Here is a 26,266-nt window from a genome sequence, read left to right as displayed (position 1 = left end):
CTCCTCGTGATTGACAGGAATCCTGATAATCTCAGAAGTAGTCGCCTCCCGCAAGCGCCGCGATGCTTGAATGACCGCATGACCGACGCACCCCTGCTGCTCTACGTCGTCAAGCAGCTCGAGCTCGCCACGCGGGCCCGCCTCGACGCCGTGCTGAAGGAATCAGGGGTCACCGCCCTGCAGTACACCGCGCTCTCCGTGCTCGAGCGCCGCCCCACGATGAGCGCCGCCGACCTGGCCCGCGCCTCGTTCGTACGCGCCCAGTCGGCCGCCGACCTCATCGGCGCCCTCGAGCGCCGCGGCCTCATCGAGCGCCGCACCGACCCCGACAACCGGCGCCGCATGCTGATCAGCCTCACCGCCGAGGGCCGCGACTTCCTCGACACCTACGACCCGCGCGTCGAGGAGCTCGAGGAGCAGATGCTGGCCGACCTCGGCCCGGAAGACCGCAAATCCTTCCGTACGTTCCTGGACACCGCCCGCCGAGCCCTCTCCTGACGACCCGGCGCGTCAGTCCCGCGAAAAGCCGCCGAGTCGGCGCGTCTGTCCCGCCCGTGATCGAGGCGCGGGTCAGATGCGCCGACTCGGGCCTCGGATCTGGGACAGACGCGCCGACTCGGCACTCTGAGCTGGGACAGATGCGCCGACTCGGCGTCGAGTGACGTCAGCTCAGGGCGATCTCGTTCGGCTGCTCGTCGAGCTCGACGGAGGCGGTGATCTCGCCCGAGGTCAGGTCGACGGCGTGGACCGTGTTGGTGGCGGGCTCGGTGACGTACGCGATGTCGCCGTCCACCTTGATCGCCGGGTGCGGGTCCTGCCACTCGACCGGGCCCTCCCAGGGCTTCACGACCGGGTACTCGTCGGTGATCGTGCCGGTCGCGGGGTCGAGGACATGGATGGAGCCGTCGGTGGCGAGGATGTAGGCGAGGTCCTCGGGGCCGCGTGCGACGTCGCGGAAGGTGTACTCGACGCCCTCGGGGAGCGAGACCGTCTTCAGGGTGCTCTTCTCGGTGTCGATCAGCGTGACCATGTCGAGCAGGTAGCCCTCGGCGTCGGGGTCGGTCTTGTAGTCGCCGACGATGAGCGGGCTGGTCTCGGAGACGTACGCGTTGCCCATCCGGCCGAACTCGTCGGGCGCCTGGAGCTTCTCGAACGCACCGTCGCGGTAGAGCAGGGCGCCGTCCTCGCAGCCGAAGACGACCGCCTCGTCGGCCGCGGTGCCCTCACCGTGGATGCCGGGGCACGTGTCGTTGGCGGCGATCTGCTCGAAGCTGCTGCCCTTGGGCGTCAGAGCGATCGCGCCCGAACGGCTCTCCTCGGTGCCCACCGTGGTCAGCAGGGTGCCGTCCTCGAGCACGATCGAGACGCCGTGGTGGGCCTCGGGGGCGGTCCAGGTCGTGGTCTCCGGGAGCTTGCCGGCGTCCCCCAGGGCGGCGGTGTCGAAGATGGTCGTCTCGCCGCTGCCGTCGGCGTAGAGGACCGTCGTGTCGCCGTGGTGGACGACGTGGCCGCCGGTGTCGGCCGGGAAGACCAGGTCGGTCAGCTCGGGCGTCCGGGTGTCGAGCACCTGGAAGCCCTTGCTGGTGGTGACGGCGAGGTTGCGACCGTCACCGATCGGGTTGAGACGTACGAACTCCTCGGTCTCGAACTCGTCGACGACCTCGAGGGTCTCACCGTCGAGGACGGCGATCCCGTTGGCGTAGGACACCGCGAGGCGGCTGCCCTTGTCGGCCTTTGCCGTGGGCTCCTCGCCTTCGGCGGTGGAGCCGCACGCCGAGAGCGCCAGCGACATGCCGGCCACCGCCGTGACGGCTCGGAGGGCACGGTTCTGTGGGGTGTGCATGGTGTGCCTTTCAATCGGTGGGCCCGGGTGAGAGCCCGCTGGTGATGCGCTCGGTGTTGGCGCGCATCATGGAGAGGTAGGTGTCGGCGCCCTGGCCCTTCTCGGTCAGGGACTCGGTGAACAGCTCGCTGACCTCGACATCGACGCCCGCCTCGTCGGCGAGCACCTGGATGAGGCGGTCGGGCTGGGAGGACTCGGCGAAGATCGTCGGTACGTCCGCCTGCTCGATCGCCGCGGTCAGGTCGCGCAGGTCCGCAGCGCTGGGTGCGGCCAGGGTCGTCCCGCCGGGGATCACCGCACCGACGACACGGAACCCGAACCGGTCCGCCAGGTAACCGAAGACGTGGTGGTTGGTGACCAGGCTGCGGTGCTGCTCCGGGATGCTCCCGAAGGATTCGGTCATCTCCCGGTCGAGCTGGTCGAGCTCGGTCCGGTACGCAGCCGCTGCCTGCTCCACGGCGGTCTCGTCGATCCCGTCGATGTCCTTGGCCGCCGCCTCGAGGCCGTCGACCACGTCGCGCATCCGCGCCGGGTCGGTCCAGAAGTGCGGATCCGGGGTGCCTTCGGCTTCGCCGTCGGAGTAGTCGAGGACGTCGATCTGCTCCCCCGCGACGTACGTCTCGACGCCGGCCTCGGCCGCCTGGTCGAGATGGCGCTGGAGCCCCTCCTCGAGGCCGAGCCCGTTCGAGACGATCAGGTCGGCGTCACGCATCGTCGCGGCCTCGCGGGCGGAGATCTCGAAGGAGTGCGGGTCGGCGTTCGGCCGCATCAGCGTGGTGACCCGGGCGGCGTCGCCGACCGTGTTCGCGACGACGTCGCCGAGGATGTTGGTGGTCACCACGATGTGCGGGCGGTCGTCGTCGGCGCCCGCCCCGGCACACCCGGAGAGCGTCATCGCGACGGCCACGACGCCGATCAGGCGCCTCATCGGCCCGTCTCCGTGAAGAACACCGGGGCGGTGGGCGTCTCGAGCGTCCGCGCGATCCGTGCCTTGTCGGCGTAGTCGATCTCGTGGACGACCCCGTCGGCCGGCACGTTCAGGTAGGCCCGCTCCTGGTCGACGACCAGGTCGACTCCCGTGGCGTCGCTCAGGTCCACGAGCGGATCGGTCGCCGCGAGCTGCTTGCCGTCCTCGGCGGCGTAGACGCGGACCCGGCCGGCGGTGTCGAGCGCGAGGACGTGTCCGTCCTCGTCGTCGGCAGCGACCACCTGGCGCAGCGGTACCCCCGCGTCGAGGTGGCTCCAGCTCCGCTCGCGGGTGTCGAGGAGCCAGATCCCGGTCTTCCCGGACAGCGCCGCGACGGTCGGGCGGCTCTTGCGACCGTCGAACGCCAAGGCCCGCGGGGCCGAGATGCCCAATGGATAGTCGATCCGCTCGAAGCCGGGCTCACCGTCGGACTCCGTTGCCAGGACCGCGCCATCGGCGCAGCCCACGACGACACCGACCCTGGTGGTGATCGTGCCGCTCGCCCGAGCGCAGGGCACCTGCTCGCCGACTATGTCCCCGTCGGCGTCGTGATAGCTCAGCCCGGTGACCTCACCGCCATCGGCGACCGTCACCAGGGCTCCGTCGCCGAACGGCGCGACCAGCCCCGCGTGCGGCTCGACGTCGAGCCGGAAGAGCTCGCGCACCTCACCGTCGGCGAGGGCCTCGTTGTCGAGCAGGACCGCCTCGCCGCTCCCCGCGAAGAACACCCCGGTCGACCCGGCGGTCGACAGCGGACCGGTCGCGACCGTCGCCTCGCCGCCCTCGACCGTGCCGAGCAGCTTCGGCTCGCCCCGGTAGTAGTGGAAGTGGTCGCCGTGGTCCCAGGTCCACATGCCGCTGTCGACGATCTCGACGCCGTCGCCGGTGGTCGCGAACAGGTAGCGGCCGTCGCTGTCGACGGCGCTGGGCGCTCCGATCGTCCCGACCTTCGCCGAGCTGCCCGCGATGAGATCGAGCTGGCCGACCGCACCCTCGGCGTCGATCGTCGTCAGGTGCAGCTGCGGCTCGGCGACCTCCTGGGCACCCTCGACGGCGCCGTGGTCCTTCCCGGAGCCGGGATCGGCGTCGTCAGCGGGGGCCGCGTTGCTGCCGCATCCCGTGGTGACGGTCAGCGTCAGCCCTGTGACGATGCCGGCGAGTGTCCTGCGGTGCATGAGGTCCTTTCGGAGGTGGGGGACAGACGTCGAAGGAGACCGAGGCCGCTGCGGAGCAGCCCGGAGACGACCGCGGTGAGGATCGCGGCGCAGGCGATCGACGCACCGGCGGCGGTGCCCGCGTACCACGACGCGGTCAGGCCGATGAGGACCGCGACGGCACCGATGGCGGCGGCGCAGGCCATGGTCGTGGGGATCCTGGTGGTCCACCGGCCGGCGGCCACGGCCGGTGCGAGCAGCAGCGCGATCACGAGCAGCGAGCCGACCGCCTGGTAGGACGCGACCACGGCGAGGGTCACCAGACCGACGAGCATGACCTGCGCCAGCTGCGGATGCAGGCCCAACGTACGGGCGATGCGGGGGTCGAAGGCCGAGGCGACGAACGCCCGGTGGAACCCGCCGGCGACGGCGACGGTGACCGCCAGGGCGATCGCGAGGACGGTGATGTCGTCGGGCCCGATGGCGAGTACGTCGCCGAACAGCATCGCCGTCGCGTCCGTGGCGAAGCTGCGCGAGTGGGAGATGATGATGACGCCGAGCGAGAGCATCGCCACGAACAGCAGCCCGATGCTGGTGTCGTACGTCAGCCGGCCACGGCGCTGGAGCGCTCCGATCGTCGCGCTCATCACGATCGCGCTCACCGCGCCACCGAGCACGACGGGCGCGCCGAGGACCGTCGCGAGGGCGACGCCGGGCAGCATGCCGTGCCCGATCGCCTCGCCGAGGAACGCCATTCCCCGGATCACGACCCAGGTGCCGACGACCCCACAGATGGCCGCCACCAGCACCCCGCCGGCCAACGCCTGCAGCATGAAGTCGGTCCGGAACGGCTCGATGATCGATGACACGGAGCGGGACTCTAACCATTAATGAGAATGATTACCAATTGATATAGTGCGGCATGTGCTCCCCCACGACCAGACCGCCTCGCCGCTCCTGTCCGCCCACGACGTCTGCTTCGGCTACGACAGCCACGACGTGATCCACCAGGTCAGCGCGGACTTCTCGCCCGGCACGGTCACCGCCGTCGCCGGGCCGAACGGGTCGGGGAAGTCGACCTTCGTCGAGCTTCTCGCCGGCGTACACAACCCTCGACGCGGCGCGATCACCCGTCACGGAAAGCTCGCCCTGGTCGTCCAGCGGCCCTCGACCCCGGACACGCTGCCGGTGACCGTCCGCGACGTCGTCGCGATCGGAACCTGGGGCCGCCGGAGCCGCCGGGTCCGGCGGGCCGAGCGGGAGCAGGCGATCGCCGAGGCGATCGACCGGGTCGGCCTCAACGGCCTCGAGCAGCGTACGTTCGGCGAGCTCTCCGGCGGACAGCGCCAGCGTGCGCTACTGGCTCAGGGCATCGTCCAGCAGACGGAGATCCTGCTCCTGGACGAACCCGCCGCGGGGCTCGACGCCGCCAGCCGGCAGGGCACCCGCGAGATCCTCGCCGAGGAGGCCGCGCGCGGGGCCACGATCGTGTGCGTCACCCATGACGAGGAGAGCATCGCCGCCGCCGACCACGTCCTCCGGTTCGAGTCGGGTCGCATCGTCGGCCGATGAGGGCGCCGCACCGATCACGTTGAACGTCGCCACACCGGCCACGATGAGCGCCAGGGCGACGGCGAGCCCGAGGCCGATCCGCTCGCCGAAGATCGGGACCGCGACGACCGCGGTCAGCACCGGGCTCACCGCGCCACCCACTGAGGCGCGGCTGCTGCCGAGCGCCTTGACCGAGAAGGCGTAGCAGAGCGTCGACATCAGGCCGGTCCCGATGCCCTGGAGGGCGGTGAGGGCGACCACGTCACCGGCCGCGGCGGTCCCGGCGAGCAGATGAGACGGCATCGCACCGGAGACCGCCAGGACGATCGCGGCCAGGCTGGAGACGGTGCAGATCGTCAGCACCATCTGCAGAAGCGTGAGGCTCGTACGCTGCAGACCCGACGTGAACACGGCCCAGGCGAACCCGCCGACGAGGAGCAGACCGACCCCGCCGAGCGAGGCGCCGCCGCCGACCAGGAACCCGCTCACCGCGACCCCCGCCGTGATCAGCCCCAGCGCCGCCAGCCGCCGCGGCGGGATCGAGGTCCGGCCGTGGGCCATCGCCAGCAGCGTGACGAACAGCGGCACCGTGCCCGGGACCAGCATCCCGGTGAGCGCTGCACTGGTCAGCTGGGCGCCGAACGCGAAGACGAGGAAGTGCGGGAGCCCACCGACGAGCAGCAGGGCGAGCACCTGCGGCCGCTCGCGGCGTACGGCTCGGATCGTGCTCGGCAGCAGCGGGGCCAGCAGGACGACCGGGGTCACGAACCGGAGGAACGCGGCATCGGCGACGGTCAGGCTGGACCCGCCGATGCCGCGCGTGCTCAGCGCGAACGACGACCAGAGAACGACCGTCATCCCCAGTGCAGCCCACCCGGCCAGCGCTGGCGTGCCGCTCTCCTGTCGCATCCCCATGGCGCGCCACGATAGGGAAAACCGAGGCGCATATGATTGCCGGATCTGCCACCTTCATGTCGATAGGTGGCAGAATCTGCCACCATGCGCGCCCTCGACGAGACCGACAAGCACATCCTCTGGGAGCTCCAGCAGAACGGCCGGCTGACCAACCAGGAGCTCGCTGACCGCGTCGGCCTCTCCCCCTCGCCGTGCCTGCGCCGCGTACGAGCCCTGGAGGAGGCCGGCGTGATCAGCGGCTACCGCGCCGTCATCGACCCGCACGCCGTTGGCATGAACATCACCGCGTTCGTGCGCATCAAGATGGCCACCCACACCAACGCCGCCGTCGAGGCCGTCGAGGAGCACCTGCGTGCCATCCCCGACATCACCGAGGCGTACGTCCTGGCCGGCGATCACGACTACCTGCTCAAGATCGTCACGCCGTCCTTCGAGACCTACGAGCAGTTCCTGCGCGACAACCTCCGCACCATGCCGGCCCTGGCCTCGATCGAGACCACGTTCGCCTTCGGCAACACCAAGGAGAGCGCCCCGCTGCCGCTGGGGTGAGCGCCCGCGGTCAGGAGCTGGCTTCGCGGCCGGCCGGGGTGTCGACGTAGAACCGCTCGAAGGCTCGCGCGGCGGCGTCGATCTGGGCTGCCATGCCGCGCAGGCCGCCGCGTCCGACCGCGCGCTTGGTCTCGCTCTCGAAGAGCGCGCGCTCGTAGGCGGGAAGCATCCCGACCAGCCGCTGCCGAGCAGGCCTCCCCGACCCCAGAGGCCGGATGAAGACCTCGACCAGGTCGTCCATCCAGTCCAGCTCGAACTCGACCAGGCAGTGCGGCATCGCCAGCCGTACCTCGGTGCGACCGACGCGGTCCACCTGCGTGTAGGTCGTCGGCGCGAAGCGGGACGCCACCGCCTCGGCGACCGCCTGGGATCGGCGCCTCAGAATGTCATTCCCCGTGCTCGACATCGCGCCTCCGCCCGAACGTGACCAGTGGTCATATGACCAGCGGTCACAGACTAGGGGCGCCGCCGCAGCACGGTCAAGGGACCCGAGCGGAGCACGCTACGATGCGAGCGTCCAGCCATGAGAGGGGGCGGGTGGCGCCAGTGCCTACGCCGACCTGGGAGCGCCTCCCGGAGGCCAAACGCGATGCCGTGCGCCGCGCGGCCGAGGAGGAGTTCGGGGTCCGGGGCTACAACGCGGCCAGCCTCAACACCATCTGTCGTGAGGCCGGGATCTCGAAGGGCAGCCTGTTCCAGTACTTCCCCGACAAGTCCGATCTCTTCGTCCATCTGATCGCCCGAGCCAGCCACGACATCCGGGTGGCGATGGAGGCGGCGAGCGTCGACCTCCCGTGGATGACCGACTACATCGGCTCGGTCAACCTGCTCATGGATGCCTGGATCGACTACTTCTACGACCAGCCACGCCACCGGCAGATGCTGGTCTCGGCCAACCTCGAGCACAACCCGAGCGCACTCGCCGCCGTCCGCGAGGCCGTCTACGTCGACTACCTCGAGGTCATCGGCGGCATGATCGATCTCGGCATCGCCATCGGCGCTCTTCGCGAGGACACCGACCGCGACGCGCTCGTCGCCGCCATCATCATGCTGCTTCCGCACATCGCCCTCGGCCCCCACGTACGCGGCCTGGACCCGCTCCTCGGACTCGCCGGCTCCGACCGCACCCACGCCATGTCCGTCGGTCGTCGGCTGATCCAGGTGCTGATGGGCCAGTACGTCACTCAGTCGGTGCCGAAGGAACCGTGACGCCCGGCTCCGCCTGCGAACCGGGTTGCGCCGGCAACGGTGTCGGTGGTGACCGAGACGACGCCGTGGCGATACTCCGCGGCCAGGGCGTCCTGCTCGCCGAGCCCCTCCTGCTCCAGCACGGAGAGCCGGTCGTGCCGCATGCAGGTCTGCGGGAAGGCGGCGAGCTGACGGGCCAGGTCCTGCGCCGCCGCGAGCGCCTGACCGGGTGGCACGACGCGGTTCGCCAGCCCCATCCGTAGCGCCTCCCCGGCGCCGACGGGGCGGCCGGTGAGGATCAGGTCCATGGCGTTGCTGGTGCCGATCAGCCGTGGCAGCCGGACGGTGCCGCCGTCGATGAGGGGTACGCCCCAGCGCCGGCAGAAGACACCGAAGACGGCGTCCTCCTCCACCACTCGCAGGTCGGCCCAGATCGCCAGCTCCAGGCCGCCGGCGACGGCATGGCCGGCGACGGCGGCGATGACGGGCTTGCCCAGGCGCATCCGGGTCGGACCCATCGGGCCGTGCCCGTCGGGCTCGAACCGGTTGGGGTCGCCGCCCGCGACCGCCTTCAGGTCGGCGCCGGCGCAGAAGGTTCCGCCCTCGCCGTGCAGCACCGCGACGGCGGCCTCGGGATCGGCGTCGAACTCCTCGAACGCGGCGACCAGGGCTTCCGCCGTCGCTCGATCGACGGCGTTGCGTACGTCGGGGCGGTTGATCGCGATCGTCGTGACCGGACCGTCCTTGGTGACCTCGACCGTCATGCCGGGAGCGCCCGCTCGAGGATCGCGTCGAGGTCGCCACGTGGCGACAGCGTGCCGAACGCGCCGCCCCAGTCCCGGCCGAGACGCGAGGAGCAGAACGCGTCGGCGACGGCTGCCGGTGCGTGCCGCAGGAGCTGCGAGCCCTGGAAGACCAGAGCCAGCTGCTCCACGATCCGCCGGGCCCGGAGCTCGAGGTCGTCGAAAGAGGTGAACTCCTTCTTCAGCCGGTCCAGCGCGGCGTCGTAGCGGGCGTCGGCACCGGCGGCGAGCTCGGCCTCCGCGAGGAACGCGTCCAGGGTGTGCGGCTCCTTCGCGAGCGCTCGCAGGGCGTCGAGCGCGGCCACGTTGCCCGACCCCTCCCAGATCGAGAGCAGCGGCATCTCGCGGTAGATGCGCGCCACGTCGAAGTCCTCGATGTAGCCGTTGCCGCCCAGGCACTCCAGGGCCTCGTTGACCATGAAGGGCGCCCGCTTGCAGACGTAGTACTTGGTGACGGCGAGGGCGATCCGGCGCAACGCGGCCTCCCCCTCGTCCCCGCGGATCGCCCGGTCGTTGGCACCTGCCAGCCGCAGCATCGCGGTCGTCGCCGCCTCGGACTCGACCTGCAGGTCGGCCAGCACGTTGCGCATCGCCGGCTGGTCGATCAGCAGCTTGCCGAACGCCGAGCGGTGGCTGGCGTGGTGCGCCGCCATGGTCAGCGCGGTGCGCATGCCGGCCGAGGAGCCGATCACGCAGTCGAGGCGGGTCATGTTGACCATCTCGACGATCGTGCGCACCCCGCGACCCTCCTCGCCGACGAGCCAGCCGGTCGCGGCGTCGTACTCGATCTCGGAGGAGGCGTTGGACTTGTTGCCGAGCTTGTCCTTGAGCCGCATGAACCGCATCGCGTTGCGCTCGCCGCCGGGCAGGACGCGCGGGACGAGGAAGCAGGAGACGCCGGCCTCGGTCTGGGCCAGGGTGAGGAACAGGTCGCTCATCGGAGCGCTGGTGAACCACTTGTGACCGCGCAGGACGTACGTCCCGTCCGACTGCGCGGTCGCGGTCGTCGTGTTCGCGCGTACGTCGGAGCCGCCCTGCTTCTCCGTCATCGACATCCCGGCGATGAGACCGCGCTTGGTCTCGGGGTCACGCAGGCCGAAGTCGTACTCCCGGTTGGTCAGCAGCGGCTCGAACCTCGTCGCCAGCTCCGGGTTCGCCCGCAGCGCCGGGACCACGGCGTAGGTCATCGAGATCGGGCAGCCGTGACCGGCGTCGACGTTCCAGGTGTAGAACTTCGCGGCCCGCGCGACGTGGGCGCCGGGGCGGTCGTCGGCCCAGGGCGCCGCGTGCAGACCGTGCTCGACCGCGGTCCGCATGAGCTGGTGGTACGCCGGGACGTACTCGACCTCGTCGACCCGGTGCCCGTAGCGGTCATGGGTGTGCAGACGCGGCGGCACCCGCTCCGCCAGCCGGCCCCACTCCTGCGCCTCGGCGCTGCCGGCGAGACGGCCGAGCTCGTCGATCTCCGGGAGCGCCCAGGCGGCGCCCTCGCGCTCGAGGCCTTCGCGCAGGACCGGGTCACCGGCCGTGTTGTGCCCCGCCAACGGCGGGACCTGGTTGGTGACCACGTGGGTGGAGTGGGCCTCGTGCGTGCTGGTCATGATCAGGATGTTACATAATTCGCAACAACCGTGTCCATGAATGTTGCATGAGAGGATGCCCGGGTGGCTACCGTGCGCGATGAACTGGCTCCGCTCTCCGCCCGCTCCACCATCCTGAGCCTGATGCTCGGCGCGCACCCGAACCCGCTGACTCCCGCCGACCTCGCCCGCGCGGGGCAGTTCTTCGGCATCGCACCAGCGACGGTGCGGGTCGCGGCCGCCCGCGCCGTCAGCGACGGCGACCTGCGCAGGACGGGGGCCGGCTACCGGCTCGGCGAGCGGCTCGTCCAGCGCCAGGCCCATCAGGACGAAGCGGTGCACACGGCGGACAAGCCGTGGGACGGCTCCTGGGAGATGGCCGTCGTCGTCGCCGCCGGCCGCCCCGGCCCCGAGCGCGCCGTACTGCGCGACGCTCTCAAGGCGCACCGGCTCGCCGAGCTGCGCGAGGGGGTCTGGACCCGGCCGGCCAACCTTCAGCGTCCGCGCTTCTCCGACCCGGTGCTGCGTGACTTCACAGCGACACCGGAGCAGGATCCGGTCGAGCTCGCCGCCTCGTTGTGGGATCTCGGCGGCTGGGCACGCGAAGGCGAGCGTCTGCTCGAGCTCCTGGCAGCCACACCCCAGCCCGCGCTGCGTCTCGCCACGGCCGCCGCGATCGTCCGCCACCTCAGCGAAGACCCGCTCCTCCCCGTCGAGCTCCGCCCGGCGGACTGGCCGGCGGCAGCCCTACGCGAGACCTACAGCGCCTATCAACGTGAGCTGAGCGATCTCGCCGCGCTGCCCCGCTGAGACCAGGTGTCGGACCGGCTTCAGAGCATGCCGGTCAGGACTCCTCCATCGGCACGTAGAGCGGCACCGTTGGTGGCCGAGGAGAGCGGGCTGGCCAGGTAGGTGGCGAGGTGGGCGATCTCGTCGGGCTCGATGAAGCGCTCCAGCAACGAGGTCGTGTTGCCCGCCGCGATGGCACTCTTCAGCTGGTCGGCGGGCATCCCCTGCGCACGGGAGATCTGCGCGACTGCCTCGGCGACGCCGTCGGAGTACGTCGGCCCACCCAGGATCGTGTTCACGGTGACGCCGGTCCCGCGGGTGAGCTTGGCCAGACCGTTGCCCAGGGCGAGCATGCCGGCCTTGGTCACCCCGTAGTGGGTCATGTCGGCCGGGACGTTCACGCCGGACTCGCTGCTGACGAAGATGATCCGGCCCCATCCGCCGGCCAGCATCGCGGGCAGCGCGTGCCGCGAGAGGCGGACACCGCTCATCAGGTTGACATCGAGGTAACGCTGCCAGTCCTCGTCGGAGATCTCCTGGAAGGCACTGACCTCGAAGACGCCGACGTTGTTCACCAGGATGTCGACCCGGCCGAGCGACTCCACGAGCGCGCGCACCTCACCGGGGTCCGCGAAGTCGGCCGGGATCCCACTGACGTCCGCCGACGGTACGTCGCCCCGCAGCCGCTCGACCGCCGCGTCGACGCGCTTCGCGGTGCGCCCGTTGACGACGACAGCCGCCCCCTCCTCGGCCAGCTCTCGCGCGATCGCATAGCCGATGCCTTGCGTCGACCCGCTCACGAAGGCCCTCTTGCCGGCCAGACCCAGGTCCATGATTCCTACCTCCATTGCCGCTTCCGGCATTCAGTTCACTTGCTCAAGCAAGTCAAAGGTAGGTCGGATGACTTTCCCGAGCAAGTCAACAACGCAGCGCGGAGGCACCCGGTTCGCGTACGCTGCGGGCATGCCCGACGCCAGCAGACCCACCACCGCCACCCACCCGGAGCTCACCGGCGACGACCTCGAGACATGGGCCGCCCTGGCGACGGTGCTGGAGTGGCTGCCGCCGGCCCTCGACGGCCAGCTCCAGCGGGACGCCCAGCTGACCCACTTCGAGTACGGCGTCCTGTACGCCCTGGCCAAGGCACCCGAACGCACGCTCCGGATGAGCGTGCTGGCCGGCTACGCGAACAGCACGCTCTCACGGCTCTCACGCGCGGCGGTGCGGATGGAGTCCAGGGGATGGTTGCGCCGCACCCCCGACCCCGCCGACGGGCGCTACACGCTGGCCATCCTCACCGAACCCGGGCACGAGAAGGTCCTGCAGGCGACCCCCGGTCATGTGCAGGTCGTCCACCGGCTCGTCCTCGACCGCCTGACGAAGCCCCAGGCCCGGCAGCTGCGCGAGATCAGCCACCGGATCATGCGCGCCATCCGTGACGAGGACGGCTGGGCGCCGCCATCACCGCCCAAGCGCTCCGACTGATTCCTCCAGCGCCCCGCCCCGGCATCAAGCAGGGGCGTCGAACTCGATGTGCATGAGCCGGCTGTCGAGCCAGTCGGCGAGCCGGGTCGGGCGAATCGTGCCCGGGTCGTGCGGTTGGTTGAGGTCGTCGACCACCGCTGCGAGGACGGCGTGGCGCTCGGCCGGGTCGGTGACGGGCGTGGCCCGCGCGGGCAGGTCGACCCGGAGGCCGTGCTTGAGATGGAAGGTGAAGGCGGGGTCGGCGAGCAGGTTGGCATACCAGCCGGTGGCTCCTCCGCCGGCACCGCTGCAGAGGTAGGTGCGGCCGCCGGCACGGTAGAAGAAGATCTCGATCCGCCTGGGCAGCCCCGTCCGTCGTCCGGTGGTGGTGATGTCGACGATGCGCTCCCTGGTCCCGGCCGCCGGAGTGATCTCGATGGCGCGACGTACCGGATCGGGCAGGAACGAGAGATCGTCGACGCTCATGCGGCCTCGTGCTTCAGCGCCGGGCCGAGGAGGAGTCCGCCGTCGACGACGTACTCCGACCCCGTGATGAAGGACGCCTCGGACGAGGCGAGGAAGAGCAGCAGGCGAGTGACGTCGGCCGGCTCCCCCAGCCGTGGCACTGCGAACGGGTCCGGCGAGTAGAAGTCGGAGATCGGGGCGTCGCTGCCGGCCGCGGGCTCGGTGATGAAGGGCGTGGCGATCACACCGGGATGGATGGCGTTGACCCGGATGTTGTCGCGACCCAGCTCGAGGGCGGCGGTCCTGGTCAGGCCTCGCACGGCCCACTTGCTGGCGACATAGGGGGCGTAGTGGGCCGTGCCGCCGACGCCGGACGTGGAAGCGATGTTCACGATGGCGCCCCCGCCCGCACGGCGCAGCGCCGGTGCCGCCGCCTTGATACCCAGGAACGCTCCGGTGAGGTTGATGTCGAGGATGCGGGCCCAGGTGCGCAGGTCCGTGTCCTCGATGACGGCGGGCGGGTTCTGCACCCCGGCGTTGTTGACGAGGACCGCGACCGGGCCGAAGGTCTGCTCGGCCGCCGCGATCGCGGCCGCCCAGGAGCTCTCGTCGGTGACGTCGAGGCGTACGAACCGGGCTCGTTCACCGAGCTCGGCAGCCAAAGTGGCGCCGCGCTCGGTGTCGATGTCGCCGATCACCACGTTGGCACCTGCGGCGTGGAAGGCGCGCACGTGGCTGGCACCCTGCCCGCCCGTGCCGCCGGTGACCAGGACGGTCTGGTTGTGGAAGGTGGTCATGAGGTTCTCCTCGAGACGAGTCCAATGGTGAGTCGAGTGACTCACCTCGCAACGAGGGTAGGCAGACGACCAATGGTGAGTCAAGCCACTCACCTCGCTATGATGGGTCCATGGAGTCCGCCCCCTCGACGTATCACCAGCGTGTGGCCGAGGAGAAGCGTGCGTTGATCGTGCGCGCGGCGACGACGCTGTTCCTCGAGCTCGGCTATGACCGCGCCTCCCTCGCGCGGGTTGCCGAGAGTGCCGGGGTCTCCAAGGCCACCCTGTTCAAGCAGTTCCCCACCAAGGCAGCGCTCTTCGACGCGATCGTGACCGAGTCCTGGGCGAGCGACGACGAGCTCGACGTACCGCCGGCCGGCGACCTGGCGGCCGGTCTCACGACCATCGGCCACCGCTACGCGGCACTGTTGACCCGCCCCGAGATGACCGATCTGTTCCGGATCGTCATCGCCGAGCTCCCACGGTTCCCCGAGCTCGCGCAGGCCCAGTTCGCCCAGGGCAAGATGCCCTACTTCGCGTCGGTCCGCCGCTATCTCGACGCCGAGCGCGAGGCGGGCACGGCAGCGGTCGACGATCTCGACCTGGCCACCACCCAGCTCCTCGGGATGATCTCGAACTATCTCTTCTGGCCCCGCCTCCTCATCCCCGGATGGACGGTGAGCCAGGCACGTACGACCGAGGTCGTCGAGGACGCGGTGCGCACGATGCTCGCGCGGTACGCCACGGACGGGTGATGGGCGGGGCTCCGCTGGTCGACCCTGCCGGGTGACGCGTCGGAGGCCGGCCGACGGCTAGCGCCGCGTGGTTGCGTAGATCAGTAGTACCAGGGATAGGGCGACCAGTCGGGCTCGCGCTTCTCCAGGAACTGGTCGCGACCCTCCTGGGCCTCGTCGGTCATGTACGCCAGGCGGGTGGTCTCGCCGGCGAACATCTGCTGGCCGACGAGGCCGTCGTCGAGCAGGTTGAAGGCGTACTTCAGCATCCGCTGGGCGGTGGGCGACTTGCCGTTGATCTTGCGGCCCCACTCGAGCGCGACGTCCTCGAGCTCGGCGTGCGGGACGGCGCGGTTGACGGTGCCCATGCGTACGCCGTCCTCGGCCGAGTACTCCTCGGCGAGGAAGAAGATCTCGCGGGCGAACTTCTGGCCGACCTGGCGGGCGAGGTAGGCCGAGCCGTAGCCGCCGTCGAAGGAGCCGACGTCGGCGTCGGTCTGCTTGAAGCGGGCGTTCTCCAGCGAGGCGAGGGTGAGGTCGCAGACGACGTGGAGGGAGTGGCCGCCGCCGGCGGTCCAGCCGGGGACGACGCAGATGACGACCTTCGGCATGAAGCGGATCAGTCGCTGGCACTCGAGGATGTGCAGGCGGGCGAGCTTGGCCTTGTCGATCGGGGTGGGCTCCTCCGCGCCGGTCCGGCCGGCGGCGTACGCATCGGTCTCCTCGTACTGGTAGCCGGCCTTGCCGCGGATGCGCTGGTCGCCGCCGGTGCAGAAGGAGAACTTGCCGTTCTTCTCCGAGGGTCCGTTGCCGGTGAGCAGGACGCAGCCGACGTCGGCGGAGGTGCGGGCGTGCTCGAGCACGCGGAGGAGCTCGTCGACCGTGTGCGGCCGGAAGGCGTTGAGCACGTCGGGGCGGTCGAAGGCGATGCGTACGGTGCCGTGCTCCTTGGCCCGGTGATAGGTCAGGTCGGTCAGATCCTCGAAGCCCTTCACCTCGTCCCAGCGGCTCGGGTCGAACGTGTCGGAGACTCCCTCGATTGCGCTCATGAGGGTGAGGTTATCCGGCCGGATGATCGCAGGCTTGACCTTGCCCCCAGGGGCAAGGTCTACGGTCGTACGCGTGCAGATCAAGGAGCTCGCGGATCGGGCCGGTGTGACGGTGAAAGCCGTGCGCTACTACGAGTCGCGCGGACTGCTCGCGCCACGGCGGGCGGGCAACGGGTATCGCGACTATGCCGACGTGGACGTGCAGGTCGTGCGGGAGATCCGGGCGCTGCTCTCCCTCGGCCTCACCGCCGAGGAGACGCTGCCGTTCGTCGACTGCCTGCGCGCCGGCAACGACCGAGCCGACGTGTGCCCCGCCTCGCTCGAGGCGTATCGGCAGCGCATCGCCGAGATCGACCGGCGGGTCGCCGAGCTGACCGCCCTGCGCGGCGAGCTCGCCGGGCTGCTGCACGAAGCCGAGTCCTATCACCCCGAAGGAGAGAAGCGATGAGTCAGACCGCCGTGATCGAGGACATCACCGATGCCCGGTTCGTCGAGGACGTACTCATGTCCGAGACGCCGGTGCTCGTGGAGATCTGGGCCGAATGGTGCCCGCCGTGCCGTCAGCTCGCGCCGATCCTCGAGAAGATCGCCGCCGAGCGGGCCGGGAGCCTGCGGGTGGTGAAGCTCAACCAGGACGAGAACCCGGCCACCTCCGCCGACTATCGGGTCATGGCGGTGCCGACGATGCTCCTCTTCCGGGGCGGTAAGCCGGTGCTCCAGATGGTCGGCGCACGGCCGAAGTCGCATCTCGACCGCGAGATCGACAAGGCCCTCGCCTGATCCGGCCCTCTCGGAATAGGTGCTGTGTCGCGGTGTTGTAGTGGGCATGACCGAACTGCAAGGTGAATACGTCCCGAGCACGGCCGACTGGGTGCGCGAGCAGGTTGCCGCGTTCGAGGCCTCCAACGGCGCCGAGGCCAACGTCCTCGAGCGCGACGGCAAGCCGATCATCCTGATCACCAACCGCGGCGCCAAGACCGGCGCGATCCGCAAGACCCCGCTGATGCGGGTCGAGCGCGACGGGAAGTACCTCGCGGTCGCCTCGATGGGCGGCAGCGACAAGAACCCGGCGTGGGTGGCCAACTTCCGCAAGTACCCCGACATGGTGCTCCAGGACGGCGGCACCAAGAAGGCGTACGTTGCCCGCGAGCTCTCCGGGGCCGAGCGCGACGAGTGGTGGGACTACGCCGTGAAGACCTGGCCGACGTACGGCGAATACCAGCCCAACACGTCCCGGATCTTCCCGCTCTTCCTGCTGGAGCCTGCCGGCTAACAGGTCACCAATTGACCGGTGTGTAACCGGGACAGTGCCACGGCTGTCGGTTCGCGGCGCTAGGGTCTATGGCCATGCCGTTCCTGCTACGCGTCGAGTTGCCTGATGTCCCGGGTTCACTCGGTCGCCTCGCCTCTGCCATCGGTGAAGCCGGCGGCGACATCGAGGCGATCGAGATCGTCGAGAAGAACAAGGCCGAGGGACTCGCCGTCGACGACGTGCTTCTCGAGACCTCTCCGGGCACGATGCCGGACTCCATCGTCTCGGCGTGCAACGAGCTCGACGGCGTGCAGGTCGTCTGGATCTCCCGCTACGCCGCCGGCGGTAACCTCTTCCTCGACCTCGAGGCGGTCGAGGACCTCACCGAGAACTCTCATGAGGCCCTCGACCGGCTCGTGGATGTCCTGCCCCTGACCTTCCGTGCCGACTGGGCCATCCGCGTCCACCGCGTCAAGGGCATCGCCCGCTCCACCGACGGCGCGCCCGAGAACGTCCCCTTCATCGAGCTCGACCGCCCCGAGCGGATCGAGGTCGAGGGCGAGGACGAGAACATGTTCGCCGGCGCCCGCATCGACGGCAACGAGATCGTCATCATCGGCCGCCGCGGCGGCCCCGATTTCCTCGACTCCGAGCTCGCCCGCCTGGGTCACCTCGCCTCCCTCGCCACCTCCATCGCGAGGTCCTGACGCGCGCCTACTCGTGGCCGAGGCGCTGGCGGAGACCGGAGGCGCGCTGGGCTCGGCGGGTGATCGCGGCGGTGACGGCGTCGGGGGTGCCGACGATGCGTACGCGCTCCTGGGCCCGGGTGACCGCGGTGTAGAAGAGCTCGCGGGTGAGCAGGGGCGAGTCGTCGGGCGGGAGCAGGACGGTGACGGACCGGGCCTGGCTTCCCTGGGACTTGTGGACGGTCATCGCGTGCAGGGTCTCGATGTCGCCGAGTCTCGACGGCGCGTAGGTCGCACCGCCCGCGATCGCGACGCGGAGGTCGCCAGAGCCGTCCTGGTAGGTGACGCCGGTGTCGCCGTTGAAGAGACCGAGGCCGTAGTCGTTGGCGGTGACGAGGACGGGGCGGCCCGGGTACCACTCGTGGCCCCAGCCGATGCCGAGCGGCTCGCCGGTGGTCTCGGCGAGGCCGCGCTCGATCTGCCGGTTCCAGTGGGCGACGCCCCAGGGTCCGTCGCGGTGGGCGCAGAGGAGACGCGACTCGTCGAGCATCCGTACGCAGCCCCCCGCATCGCCCGCGAGCGCGGCCTCGTGAAGCGCGACGGCGTGCGTGACCAGGCCGCGCTCGACCTCGGCCATCCGGGCCTCGTCGGCAGGGTCGACGAGCTCGACCGCGGGATCGTCCGACTTCAGCACCTCGAGCGCCGCGTCGGCGTCGCCGTCCCGGAGCGCCGCGGCGAGGGCACCGATCGCGCCACCGAAGCGATGGGTGGTGCGGAGCGCGGCAACCGCCTCGGGCGAGCGCACGGCGAGGCCGGCGACGAGGTCGGAGAGCACCGCCCCGGCCTCGACGCTGGCGAGCTGGTCGGGGTCGCCCACGAGGATCAGCCGTGCTTCCGGGCGCACCGCCTCGAGCAGCCGGGCCATCATCGTCAGCGACACCATGCTCGTCTCGTCGACGACGATCACGTCGTGCGGCAGCCGGTTGGTGCGGTGGTGCTTGAAGCGGGTCGAGGAGCCGGGCCGCCAGCCGAGCAGCCGGTGGAGGGTCGACGCGGTCAGGCCGTGAAGCCGGGCTCGGTCGTCGTCGGTGAACTGCGGTGCCCGTTGGGCGCCCTCGACCGCCTCCTGCAGCCGCGCGGCCGCCTTGCCGGTCGGAGCGGTCAGCGCGACCCGCAGCGGGGTCGGGGACTGCTCGGTGAGCAGCGCCAGCAGCCCGGCCACGGTCGTGGTCTTGCCGGTGCCGGGGCCGCCGGTGAGCACGGTCGTCGACTGCCGGGCGGCGGCCAGGGCGGCGGCGCGCTGCTCGGCGTAGCCCTCGCCCGGGAAGAGCCGGGCAGCGCTCGCGTCGAGCAGCGCCTCATCGGCCACGGGTCGGGGTGAGGCCAGGCGGGCGAGCAGGTCGTCGCGTACCTGTCCTTCCTCGCGGTGATAACGGTCGAGGTAGAGCAGGCCGTCCTCGACCTGCACCAGGGACTGCGCGGCGAGCGGGCTGTCGGCGACCGCCTCCAGCCAGCCGTCGGCGGCCGGCCAGGGCAGCGTCTCCTCGGTCTCCCGCAGCGCGGCCAGGTCGACGCACACCGACCCGTGCCGGACCGCGCGGACCGCCAGCGCCACCGCCAGTCGCACCTGGTCGCGCTCCTCGCCGGCGAGTGCGGCGGCGCGGGTCGCGACGTGTACGTCCGCGGCGGTCAGGACGCCTTCCTTGTTGAACGACTCCAACAGGCCGGTCGCGGACCGGGCCAGGCGTGCGTCGAAGGGGTCGTCGGACTCCCAGCGCTCGATCATGCGGCCGTGCCTCCATCCAGCAGGTCGGACAGTGCGACCGCCAGGGAAGCGGGCGGCTGCCAGGTGAAGACGCCGGTCGGGATGCCGTCGACGACAGGAGTGTCCGGACCGAGCATCCCGCGGACGTAGAGATAGAGCACGCCGCCGAGATGCGTCTCGGGGTCGTAGCCGGGCAGGCGCCAACGCAGGAAGCGGTGCACCACCGCGGAGTAGAGCAGCGCCTGCAGCGGGTAGTGGGAGTGCAGCATCGCCTCGGCGAGCTTCGGCTGGGTGTAGTCCATCGCCTCCACGCCCAGGAAGTTGGTCTTGTAGTCGACCACGACGAACCGGCCGCTCGGCAGCCGCAGCACCACGTCGACCGAACCGTTCAGGTAGCCCCGCAGCGACTGCTCGCCCAAGGGCGGAGCCTCCAGCCGGCCGGCGTACGTCACCATCGGGTCGTCCGCCGGAAGATGCGCCCGCAGCAGCGGGGCGAGGTCGCTCAGTCGCACGTCCGGCGCACCCGGCCCCCGAGCGTCACCACCGGCCAGCGGGATCTCGAAGTCGAGCTCGCGCAGCCGGTCGCGCAGCGGGATCTGGGCCAGCGTCAGCCCGTCGGCCAGCGGGCCGAGCGGGGTCAGGTTGAGCGGCAGGATCGCGGTCGCCAGGTCCTCGGCCGAGGCCGGGACGGGCCACCAGCGCAGCTGCTCGCGGGTCTTCGCCAGCAGCTCCTCGCCCAGGTCAGGGGCCTCGGGGTCGGTGTGTTCGAGGACCGCGTGGACGAGCGAGCCGAACCCGGCGCCCTTGGGCAGCTCGGCCATCGGCGAGAGGTGCTCCTCCGGGGTCTCGACAAGCTCGACCTCCGATGGCGAGAGATCGGCGTCGTCGGCGACCGGCTCGTCGTCGGTGCCCTCGACCTCCGGCTCCGAGGTCGGGGCGACGCCCTCGTCGACGCGGATCAGCCCGGAGTAGGACGTACGCCGCCACTCCGCGTCCACCTCGCGCGTGAACGCCCGCGCGGCGAGGACGCCGGTCGTCTCCGGCCTCACGGACGCGACGGCCGTCGCCACGACCGATGGCTCGGCGGTCGGTCCGCCCATCTTCTCGATGAGTCCGAGCACCCGCTCGGCGTAGGCGTCGTCGAAGACCTCCTGCGACGCCGGCACCTCGGTGACGCCGGGCTGCCGTCCGAACAGCAACCGGTGCAGTCCGCCGGTGGCGGTGTTGGCCGTCGGCGCCCACCACGCGACGACCTGCGACTGCGCCCGGGTCAGCGCGACGTAGAGATCACGGAGCTCCTCCCCCAGCTCCTCGTCCTGGTGGCGGGCCAGATGCTGCGCCCACTGCGCGCCGGTGCGGGTGACGTCGATCGTCCGCTGGCCGTCGGCGTCGTGGAAACGGGCGACCTCGGGGTCGCGCACGAAGAAGTCGTAGGCGAAGGGCAGGTAGACGATCGGGTACTGCAGCCCCTTCGAGCCGTGCACCGTCACGATCTGCACCGCCGCGGCGTCCGAGTCGAGCCGCCGCGGCCGCTCGGTGGCGGCCGAGCGCCGCCGCTCGTCACGGAACCAGGTCAGCAGCGCGGGCAGCCCGAGCGAGTCGCGCACGGAGATGTCGTGGAGCAGCTGCCCGAGATGACGTACGTCGGTGAGCAGCCGCTCCCCGTCGGTGCGCTGCAGCACGCGCGCGGTGAGGCCGCGCTCCTCCGCCGCCTCGATCAGCGCGGCCACACCCCGACCGCGCAGCAGCAGCGCCCAGCCACGCAGGGTGTCGGCGATGCGGGAGGTCAGCGCCTCGCCGCCCGCGTCGAGCTCGCTCGCGGTGTAGCCGAAGAACACGCTCAGCCCGGCCGCCCGCACCAGCGGCGCCCGGTGGGGCGAGTCGAGCGCCTGCAGCAGCGCTAGCCAGTCCTCACCTGCGGGGGTCAGGAAGACGTCTCCGCCACCGGCCATCACCGCCGGGATGCCGTGCTCCTGCAGTACGCGCTGGACCAGCAGCCCGTGGGAGCGGATCGCGACGATGACCGCGATGTCCCCGGCCTGGACCGGCCGGTCGCACCAGGTCGCGTCCGAGCCGAGCAGCTCGGCGATGTCGCCGGCGAGGTCCCGGGCGATGTGGTTGCGGGCGTCGCCGGCCGTGACCATCTTGCCGCGAGTCAGCTTGAAGCCGCTGCGGCCGACCCGGCGGATGCGGAACGGCGAAGGATGCGGGGCCCCGACCAGCCGGGAGCCGGTGTGATGGGCCTTGACGTCGTGCACGACGATCTCGGGCGAGCCCAAGGCGGCACCACGAAGGACCACCTGGAGCCGCTCGACCAGCGGTGCGTCGCTGCGCCAGTTGGTGTCGAGCGTCGCCTGCGTCTCGGCCGTCCGGGCGGCCGCCAGGTAGGTGAGGACGTCACCGCCGCGGAAGGCGTAGATCGCCTGCTTCGGGTCGCCGATGAGGACCAAAGTCGCGTGGTCTGAGAATGCTCGCGACAGCACCTGCCACTGCACCGGGTCGGTGTCCTGGAACTCGTCGACCAGCACGATCTTCCACCGCTGCCTCATCCGCGCCCGTGCGGGCGCGGACGCGTCCTCCAGCGCGACCGCGAGCCGGGAGAGCAGGTCGTCGTAGGAGAGGACGCCGCGCATCTGCTTGCGCCGGTCGACCTCGTCCCGCACCGCTTCGGCGAACCGCACCCGAGCACCCGCGACCGGGTCCTCGGCGGGCGCCGGGGCCAGCACCGACTGCGGGTCCTCGACCGCGGTGCGCGCCAGCCCGAGCGCGTCGTCGCGGTCGAACGGCGGCCGCTCCCGGGCCTCGCCGAACCACTTCAGATAGAGGTCGTCGACGACCTCGACGACCAGTTCGTCGAGCGACTCGACCAGCTCGGCGCCGGCGTCGGTGTCACCGGCCACGCCGAGCGATCGCAGCACGAGCTGGCAGAACTGGTGGGTGGTCGCGATCGTGGCCCCGTCGAAGGAGGCGAGCGCGTCGCGCACGCGCTCGTGGCGTACGCGGACCTCGTCGTCGGGCACGTCCAGCAGCAGCTCGAGGTGGGCGTCGAGCGGGCTCGGACGCCGCCCGGCGACTGCGGCCGCGAACGCCCGCTCGGCCTCGACGAGGTGGGAGCGCACCCGGTCGCGCAGCTCCTGCGAGGCGGCCCGGCCGAACGTGATCGCCAGGATCTCGTCGAGCGTCGCCTCCCCCTCGACGACATAGCGGGTGACCAGAGCACCGATGGTGAAGGTCTTCCCGGTGCCGGCCGAGGCCTCGATCAGGGTCGTCCCGGTCGGGAGGGGGCCGGTCAGGTCGAATCCGTCCACGGTCACCAGCTCCCCTGCTCGGCCTGAAGCAACGGCGACCAGACGCGCATCGCGAGCGCGCCGAACCGGGAGGTCTCCCCGTCGAACTCCTCGCCCGGCTCCGGAGGGTCGCCGAGGCCCGGGATCGCGGACTTCGCACCCCAGGCCCGCACCTGCTCCACGTCGGACTCCTCGCCCTCGAACCGTCCGTCGTTCCATTCCCAGCCGGCCTTGTAGAGCGCGTCGTCGACGCCGGCCTGGGTGCGCCGCTGGCGGGCGTAGGCGAGCGAAGTCTTCAGCGGCAGGGGGAGCGGCGCGGAGAGCCCCTTGTCGCGCAACCGCACCAGGTCACGCAGCACATCGACCGCGGTGTGGTCGAGCGGCCCGAGCTGGGAGAGCCCGAACGGCGTACGCGACCTGGAGTTGCCCGGACGGCCCAGCGTCCAGGCGCTCCAGGCCCGGTCCTCGTCGGAGGCGGCCAGCGCGACCAGCTGCACCCACGACTCGATCCGCTGCCTGGCGCCCAGGCGGGAGTACGTCACCGGGACGAGCCGGTCGCCGTAGACCTGCGGGACGGTGCCGGTCAGGCGGCGTCCGTCGCCGAGGTCGACCTCGACGTCGACGGCGCGCGCCTGTCCGGTGGAGATGCCCGCGTGGCGCACGCGCAGCGCCTCGGCCGCGATCGGCTTCGCCTTGGTGATCACGTCGGTGAGGATGCGCCAGCCGAGCCACTTCGGCGGAAGTACGCCGCGTCGCCACTCCTGCTGCGTCGCCTGCTCCTCCGACATGCCGGCGAGCAGGTCGTGGAGCAGCCGGTCACCCACCGACCACTGCCCCAGCCCGTCGAGCTCGACCGGCAGCGCCTCGGACAGCGGGTCGTCGTCGCGCGGCAACGCCAGCTCCAGCCGGTCGCGGAAGAACGCGCGCACCGGCCCGCGGTAGAAGGCCAGCAGCTCCTCGAGCGTCACGTCCCCGGCGGCGGTCGGCATCAGGGGCGCGGGCAGGAGCTCGGGTGGCTCGACACGGTCGGACACCGCGGCGACGGCACCTGCCTCGGCAGATCTGTCGAAGGAGAAGGAGTGCCCCGCCACCAGCGCCCCGGGCGTCAGGTTGCGCGGGTCGAACGGCTGCAGCGGATGCCTGGTCGTCACGACCTCCTTGACCGGCCTGCCGTCTGCGGAGACCGCGGTCGCGTCCAGCGCGTCCAGCAGCTCCCCGAGCGGCACCGCGGGCGGCCGCGGCTGGCCGGAGTATTCGTTGGCCCCCGTGTAGGTCACCACCAGCGTCTCGGTCGCCGCCAGCAGGGCGTCGAGGAACAGCTGCCGGTCCTCGCTGCGCAGGTCGCGCTCCCCCGTCTGCGGATCGCGGGCCAGCAGATCGTCACCGTCGGTGATCCCGACCCGCGGGAACACTCCGTCGTCCATACCGAGCAGGCAGACCACCCGGTGCGGCACCGACCGCATCGGCACCAGCGTCGACACGGTCAGCGTCCCGGTGCGGAAGTTGGCGCGCGTCGCTCGTCCGGCCAGCCGCGCCCCCAGCAGCGCCCGCACGTCCGGCAGTCGCAGCTCGTCGACCTCGTGACCTCGGGCGGCGTCCCGCACCCGCGACAACTCCCTCGTCACCTGGCCGGACTGCCACTCGTCGTTGGCCGAGACCGACGTCAGCGCGGCGACACCCTCCTCGATCACCTTCAGCCAGTGCTCCAGCGGATGCACCCCGGCCAGCTCGTCGGTCACCTGCTCCAGGCGGTCGACGAGCTCGGCGAACTTACCCGCCAGCTCGACCGACCCGCTCCCCACGTCGTCGAGCGGCAGCGTCGTATCCAGCCAGGTCGCCGAGTCCTCGGACATCGCCACCCCGGTGAGGATCCGGTCCATCCCGAAGCGCCAGGTGTTGGCGACGTACGTCTCCAGCCCGAAGGGCTCACGGTGCTCCGCGTCGAAGCCCCACCTGATCCCGGCGTCCTTGGCCCAGTCCTCGAGCTGCTCCAGCGCATCGTCGTTGAGCCCGAACCGCCGCCGCACCGGATCGAGATGAGCCAGATCGAGTACGTCGCTCACCCCCGCCCGGCCGCCGGCCAGGTCGAGCAGCCTGGTGGCCACGTCGAGAAGCGGGTTCGTACGCGTCAGCGACCGGTCGGCCAGCTTCACCCGCAGCCGGTGGGCCGGGTGTCCGGTCTCGCCGATCATCTCGCCGAGCCCGAACCCGGCCTCGATCAGCGGCGCGAACGTCTCGATGTCGGGGCACATCACGAGCACGTCCCGCGGCTCCAGCGTCGGGTCGTCCTCGAGCAGCCCCAGCAGCACCTCCCGGAGCACCTCGACCTGACGCGCCTCGCCGTGGCAGGCGTGCACCTGGATCGAGCGGTCCTCCGGTGCGAGCACCCGGGCGGCCGCTTCCCCGACGGTGTTGCCACGGATGTCCGCCTGCAGCCACCCGAGCAGCCGGCCGTCGGTGTCGAACACGCCGTCGGTGATCGCCTCTCCGGAGAACCCGTTCAACGAGCGCTGCAGCTCCCGCGTATCCCGACCCAACGTCGCCAGCAGCGGATGCCCGACCGCGTCGTGGGACCGGTCCGCGGTCCGCGCGACCGTCCCGTCCAGCCCGGCGAGCGCCTCCCACAGGGCCTCCGAGGGATGCGGCAACCACAGGTGCACCTCGCGGTGCTCCCCCAGCGCCGCGACGAGCTCGACGTCGGTCGCCGACAGCCTCGTGTGCCCGAACAAGGAGACCCGCTCCGGCAGCTCGAACTCCGTCGGGGCTTGTTTCAGCCTTGCGACCGTGGCCGCCTGCCGCTCCACCGGCGTCGGACCGCCGACCAGCTCAGCGACCGCACGCCACAGCGGTGGCTGCCATGCCAGGTCCTCGGCAATCTCGTTGCCGAGCCCGTCCGTGTCCCGCCCCGCACTCCAGTCGGTCACCACCGCCGGCCGCTGGTCCGCGTACGCCGCGAACAACCGCGCCAGCCTCCGGGCCAGCGCCAGCCGCCGCCCCCGCCGGCGTACGCCTTCCTCCGTCACATCCCCATGCCCCAGATGCTGCGCGAGCGGCCTCGCCCACGGCTCGTCCAGCGATGCGTCGATCGCCGCCAGCACCGGCCAGGTCAGCGACTCGGGCGCCCAGGGATCCTCGTCCCCCGTCCCCGCGATCTCGGCGAACAGCGACCAGGGCGTCCGGAAATCGACCCCCGCGCAGATCCCGTCGGACCTTCCCTCAGCTGCCCCCAGCCGATGCGCCAGCCGCTGCGACAACCACCGCTCCACCCCCCGCGCCGGCACCACCACGACCTCCGTCGCGAACGGATCCCCCAACGGCACCGACAACAGCTCGCCGAGCGAGTCGGCGAGCAGATCGGTCCGCGGCGCGCGGTGCAGATGTACGACCACAGACCGCAACCTATCGGGCACCGCCGACACAGTCCGCGGGCGTACTACAGGCCGCCCCGG

25 protein-coding genes and 1 pseudogene are annotated in these 26,266 nt (G+C 71.2%); 11 read left to right on the top strand and 15 right to left on the bottom strand.

What is annotated here, in order from left to right; genetic code table 11:
• Positions 1 to 78: 78 nt before the first annotated feature.
• The gene (locus HD557_RS00950; RefSeq protein ID WP_196872497.1) at positions 79 to 498 is read left to right on the top strand and encodes a MarR family winged helix-turn-helix transcriptional regulator; all 420 of its coding nucleotides are present in this window, start codon (positions 79 to 81) and stop codon (positions 496 to 498) included.
• A gap of 166 nt (positions 499 to 664) precedes the next feature.
• On the opposite strand, the gene aztD is transcribed toward HD557_RS00950, so the two are convergent.
• From aztD to aztB, 4 genes are read right to left on the bottom strand one after another with little or no spacing between them, the layout of a single operon-like run.
• A complete protein-coding gene (gene aztD / locus HD557_RS00945) occupies positions 665 to 1,843 on the bottom strand; it encodes a zinc metallochaperone AztD (RefSeq protein WP_196872496.1) in 1,179 nt (392 codons plus the stop codon).
• Between the two features lie 10 nt (positions 1,844 to 1,853).
• Entirely contained in the window at positions 1,854 to 2,771 is a 918-nt protein-coding gene (gene aztC / locus HD557_RS00940) for a zinc ABC transporter substrate-binding protein AztC (RefSeq protein ID WP_196872495.1), read from the bottom strand.
• Positions 2,768 to 3,985, bottom strand: a complete 1,218-nt coding sequence (locus tag HD557_RS00935) for an ABC transporter (protein WP_196872494.1) — start codon at positions 3,983 to 3,985, stop codon at positions 2,768 to 2,770. Before HD557_RS00935 ends, aztC begins: the two co-directional genes overlap by 4 nt.
• Positions 3,946 to 4,833, bottom strand: coding sequence for a zinc ABC transporter permease AztB (aztB, locus tag HD557_RS00930; RefSeq protein WP_196872493.1), 888 nt, complete (start codon positions 4,831 to 4,833; stop codon positions 3,946 to 3,948). Before aztB ends, HD557_RS00935 begins: the two co-directional genes overlap by 40 nt.
• Positions 4,834 to 4,888: 55 nt before the next feature.
• Here aztB and aztA point away from each other — a divergent pair, with 55 nt between their 5' ends.
• Complete coding sequence (aztA, locus tag HD557_RS28530; RefSeq protein WP_307785519.1) at positions 4,889 to 5,536, top strand: zinc ABC transporter ATP-binding protein AztA; 648 nt, start codon at positions 4,889 to 4,891, stop codon at positions 5,534 to 5,536.
• 36 nt (positions 5,537 to 5,572) lie between these two features.
• On the opposite strand, the pseudogene HD557_RS28525 reads toward aztA, so the two are convergent.
• A pseudogene (locus HD557_RS28525) lies at positions 5,573 to 6,076 on the bottom strand (EamA family transporter); the annotation flags it as partial.
• A 438-nt stretch (positions 6,077 to 6,514) separates the two neighbouring features.
• Between HD557_RS28525 and HD557_RS00920 the strand changes: the two are divergent.
• Positions 6,515 to 6,979 carry an Lrp/AsnC family transcriptional regulator gene (locus tag HD557_RS00920; protein WP_196872492.1) on the top strand — a complete coding sequence of 155 codons (465 nt, stop codon included), beginning with the start codon at positions 6,515 to 6,517 and terminating at the stop codon, positions 6,977 to 6,979.
• 10 nt (positions 6,980 to 6,989) lie between these two features.
• Here the strand turns inward: HD557_RS00920 and HD557_RS00915 are convergent, their stop codons facing one another.
• Positions 6,990 to 7,385: a hypothetical protein gene (locus HD557_RS00915; RefSeq protein WP_196872491.1), complete on the bottom strand. Its 396-nt coding sequence runs from the start codon at positions 7,383 to 7,385 to the stop codon at positions 6,990 to 6,992.
• 140 nt (positions 7,386 to 7,525) lie between these two features.
• Here HD557_RS00915 and HD557_RS00910 point away from each other — a divergent pair, with 140 nt between their 5' ends.
• Positions 7,526 to 8,188: a TetR/AcrR family transcriptional regulator gene (locus HD557_RS00910; protein ID WP_196872490.1), complete on the top strand. Its 663-nt coding sequence runs from the start codon at positions 7,526 to 7,528 to the stop codon at positions 8,186 to 8,188.
• Here HD557_RS00910 and HD557_RS00905 read toward each other — a convergent pair.
• Both HD557_RS00905 and HD557_RS00900 read right to left on the bottom strand, forming a co-directional pair.
• Entirely contained in the window at positions 8,164 to 8,931 is a 768-nt protein-coding gene (locus HD557_RS00905) for a crotonase/enoyl-CoA hydratase family protein (RefSeq protein WP_196872489.1), read from the bottom strand. The genes HD557_RS00910 and HD557_RS00905 overlap by 25 nt on opposite strands.
• Complete coding sequence (locus HD557_RS00900) at positions 8,928 to 10,571, bottom strand: acyl-CoA dehydrogenase family protein (protein WP_196872488.1); 1,644 nt, start codon at positions 10,569 to 10,571, stop codon at positions 8,928 to 8,930. The genes HD557_RS00905 and HD557_RS00900 overlap by 4 nt, the downstream gene beginning before the upstream one ends.
• Before the next feature lie 63 nt (positions 10,572 to 10,634).
• Between HD557_RS00900 and HD557_RS00895 the strand changes: the two genes are divergently transcribed.
• A complete protein-coding gene (locus tag HD557_RS00895; protein WP_196872487.1) occupies positions 10,635 to 11,360 on the top strand; it encodes a PaaX domain-containing protein, C- domain protein in 726 nt (241 codons plus the stop codon).
• Between the two features lie 20 nt (positions 11,361 to 11,380).
• Here the strand turns inward: HD557_RS00895 and HD557_RS00890 are convergent, their stop codons facing one another.
• Entirely contained in the window at positions 11,381 to 12,172 is a 792-nt protein-coding gene (locus HD557_RS00890; RefSeq protein ID WP_196872486.1) for an SDR family NAD(P)-dependent oxidoreductase, read from the bottom strand.
• 130 nt (positions 12,173 to 12,302) lie between these two features.
• On the opposite strand from HD557_RS00890, the gene HD557_RS00885 reads away from it, so the two are divergent.
• Positions 12,303 to 12,824: a MarR family winged helix-turn-helix transcriptional regulator gene (locus HD557_RS00885; protein WP_008354775.1), complete on the top strand. Its 522-nt coding sequence runs from the start codon at positions 12,303 to 12,305 to the stop codon at positions 12,822 to 12,824.
• 24 nt (positions 12,825 to 12,848) lie between these two features.
• Here HD557_RS00885 and HD557_RS00880 read toward each other — a convergent pair whose 3' ends face one another.
• Entirely contained in the window at positions 12,849 to 13,289 is a 441-nt protein-coding gene (locus tag HD557_RS00880) for a nitroreductase/quinone reductase family protein (RefSeq protein ID WP_008354776.1), read from the bottom strand.
• On the bottom strand, positions 13,286 to 14,065 hold the full coding sequence (locus HD557_RS00875; protein WP_196872485.1) for an SDR family NAD(P)-dependent oxidoreductase: 780 nt from the start codon (positions 14,063 to 14,065) through the stop codon (positions 13,286 to 13,288). The genes HD557_RS00880 and HD557_RS00875 overlap by 4 nt, the downstream gene beginning before the upstream one ends.
• Before the next feature lie 110 nt (positions 14,066 to 14,175).
• Between HD557_RS00875 and HD557_RS00870 the strand changes: the two genes are divergently transcribed.
• Positions 14,176 to 14,799, top strand: a complete 624-nt coding sequence (locus HD557_RS00870; RefSeq protein ID WP_008354778.1) for a TetR/AcrR family transcriptional regulator — start codon at positions 14,176 to 14,178, stop codon at positions 14,797 to 14,799.
• An 80-nt stretch (positions 14,800 to 14,879) separates the two neighbouring features.
• Here the strand turns inward: HD557_RS00870 and HD557_RS00865 are convergent, their stop codons facing one another.
• Positions 14,880 to 15,827, bottom strand: a complete 948-nt coding sequence (locus HD557_RS00865) for a 1,4-dihydroxy-2-naphthoyl-CoA synthase (protein WP_008354779.1) — start codon at positions 15,825 to 15,827, stop codon at positions 14,880 to 14,882.
• 73 nt (positions 15,828 to 15,900) lie between these two features.
• Here HD557_RS00865 and HD557_RS00860 point away from each other — a divergent pair, with 73 nt between their 5' ends.
• The 4 genes from HD557_RS00860 (at position 15,901) to HD557_RS00845 (ending at position 17,786) form a co-directional block, all read left to right on the top strand.
• Entirely contained in the window at positions 15,901 to 16,275 is a 375-nt protein-coding gene (locus HD557_RS00860; RefSeq protein ID WP_008354780.1) for a MerR family transcriptional regulator, read from the top strand.
• On the top strand, positions 16,272 to 16,607 hold the full coding sequence (gene trxA, locus HD557_RS00855) for a thioredoxin (protein WP_231380125.1): 336 nt from the start codon (positions 16,272 to 16,274) through the stop codon (positions 16,605 to 16,607). Before HD557_RS00860 ends, trxA begins: the two co-directional genes overlap by 4 nt.
• A gap of 46 nt (positions 16,608 to 16,653) precedes the next feature.
• Entirely contained in the window at positions 16,654 to 17,100 is a 447-nt protein-coding gene (locus HD557_RS00850) for a nitroreductase family deazaflavin-dependent oxidoreductase (RefSeq protein WP_008354782.1), read from the top strand.
• Positions 17,101 to 17,174: 74 nt separating this feature from the next.
• Positions 17,175 to 17,786 (top strand): amino acid-binding protein, encoded by a 612-nt coding sequence (locus tag HD557_RS00845; RefSeq protein WP_008354783.1) that lies wholly within the window; start codon positions 17,175 to 17,177, stop codon positions 17,784 to 17,786.
• A gap of 7 nt (positions 17,787 to 17,793) precedes the next feature.
• On the opposite strand, the gene recD is transcribed toward HD557_RS00845, so the two are convergent.
• Genes recD through recC form a run of 3 tightly spaced genes read right to left on the bottom strand, consistent with a single transcriptional unit; the run spans position 17,794 to position 26,206 of the window.
• Positions 17,794 to 19,551 (bottom strand): exodeoxyribonuclease V subunit alpha, encoded by a 1,758-nt coding sequence (gene recD / locus HD557_RS00840; RefSeq protein WP_196872484.1) that lies wholly within the window; start codon positions 19,549 to 19,551, stop codon positions 17,794 to 17,796.
• Complete coding sequence (locus HD557_RS00835; RefSeq protein WP_307785518.1) at positions 19,548 to 22,844, bottom strand: UvrD-helicase domain-containing protein; 3,297 nt, start codon at positions 22,842 to 22,844, stop codon at positions 19,548 to 19,550. Before HD557_RS00835 ends, recD begins: the two co-directional genes overlap by 4 nt.
• A complete protein-coding gene (gene recC, locus HD557_RS00830) occupies positions 22,841 to 26,206 on the bottom strand; it encodes an exodeoxyribonuclease V subunit gamma (protein WP_196872483.1) in 3,366 nt (1,121 codons plus the stop codon). The genes HD557_RS00835 and recC overlap by 4 nt, the downstream gene beginning before the upstream one ends.
• Positions 26,207 to 26,266: the final 60 nt, after the last annotated feature.

The sequence above is a fragment of the Nocardioides luteus genome, from assembly GCF_015752315.1.
GTDB lineage: Bacteria > Actinomycetota > Actinomycetes > Propionibacteriales > Nocardioidaceae > Nocardioides.
The sequence above is the reverse complement of the archived record's forward strand: the minus strand, read 5'-3'. Positions and strand labels throughout refer to the sequence as shown.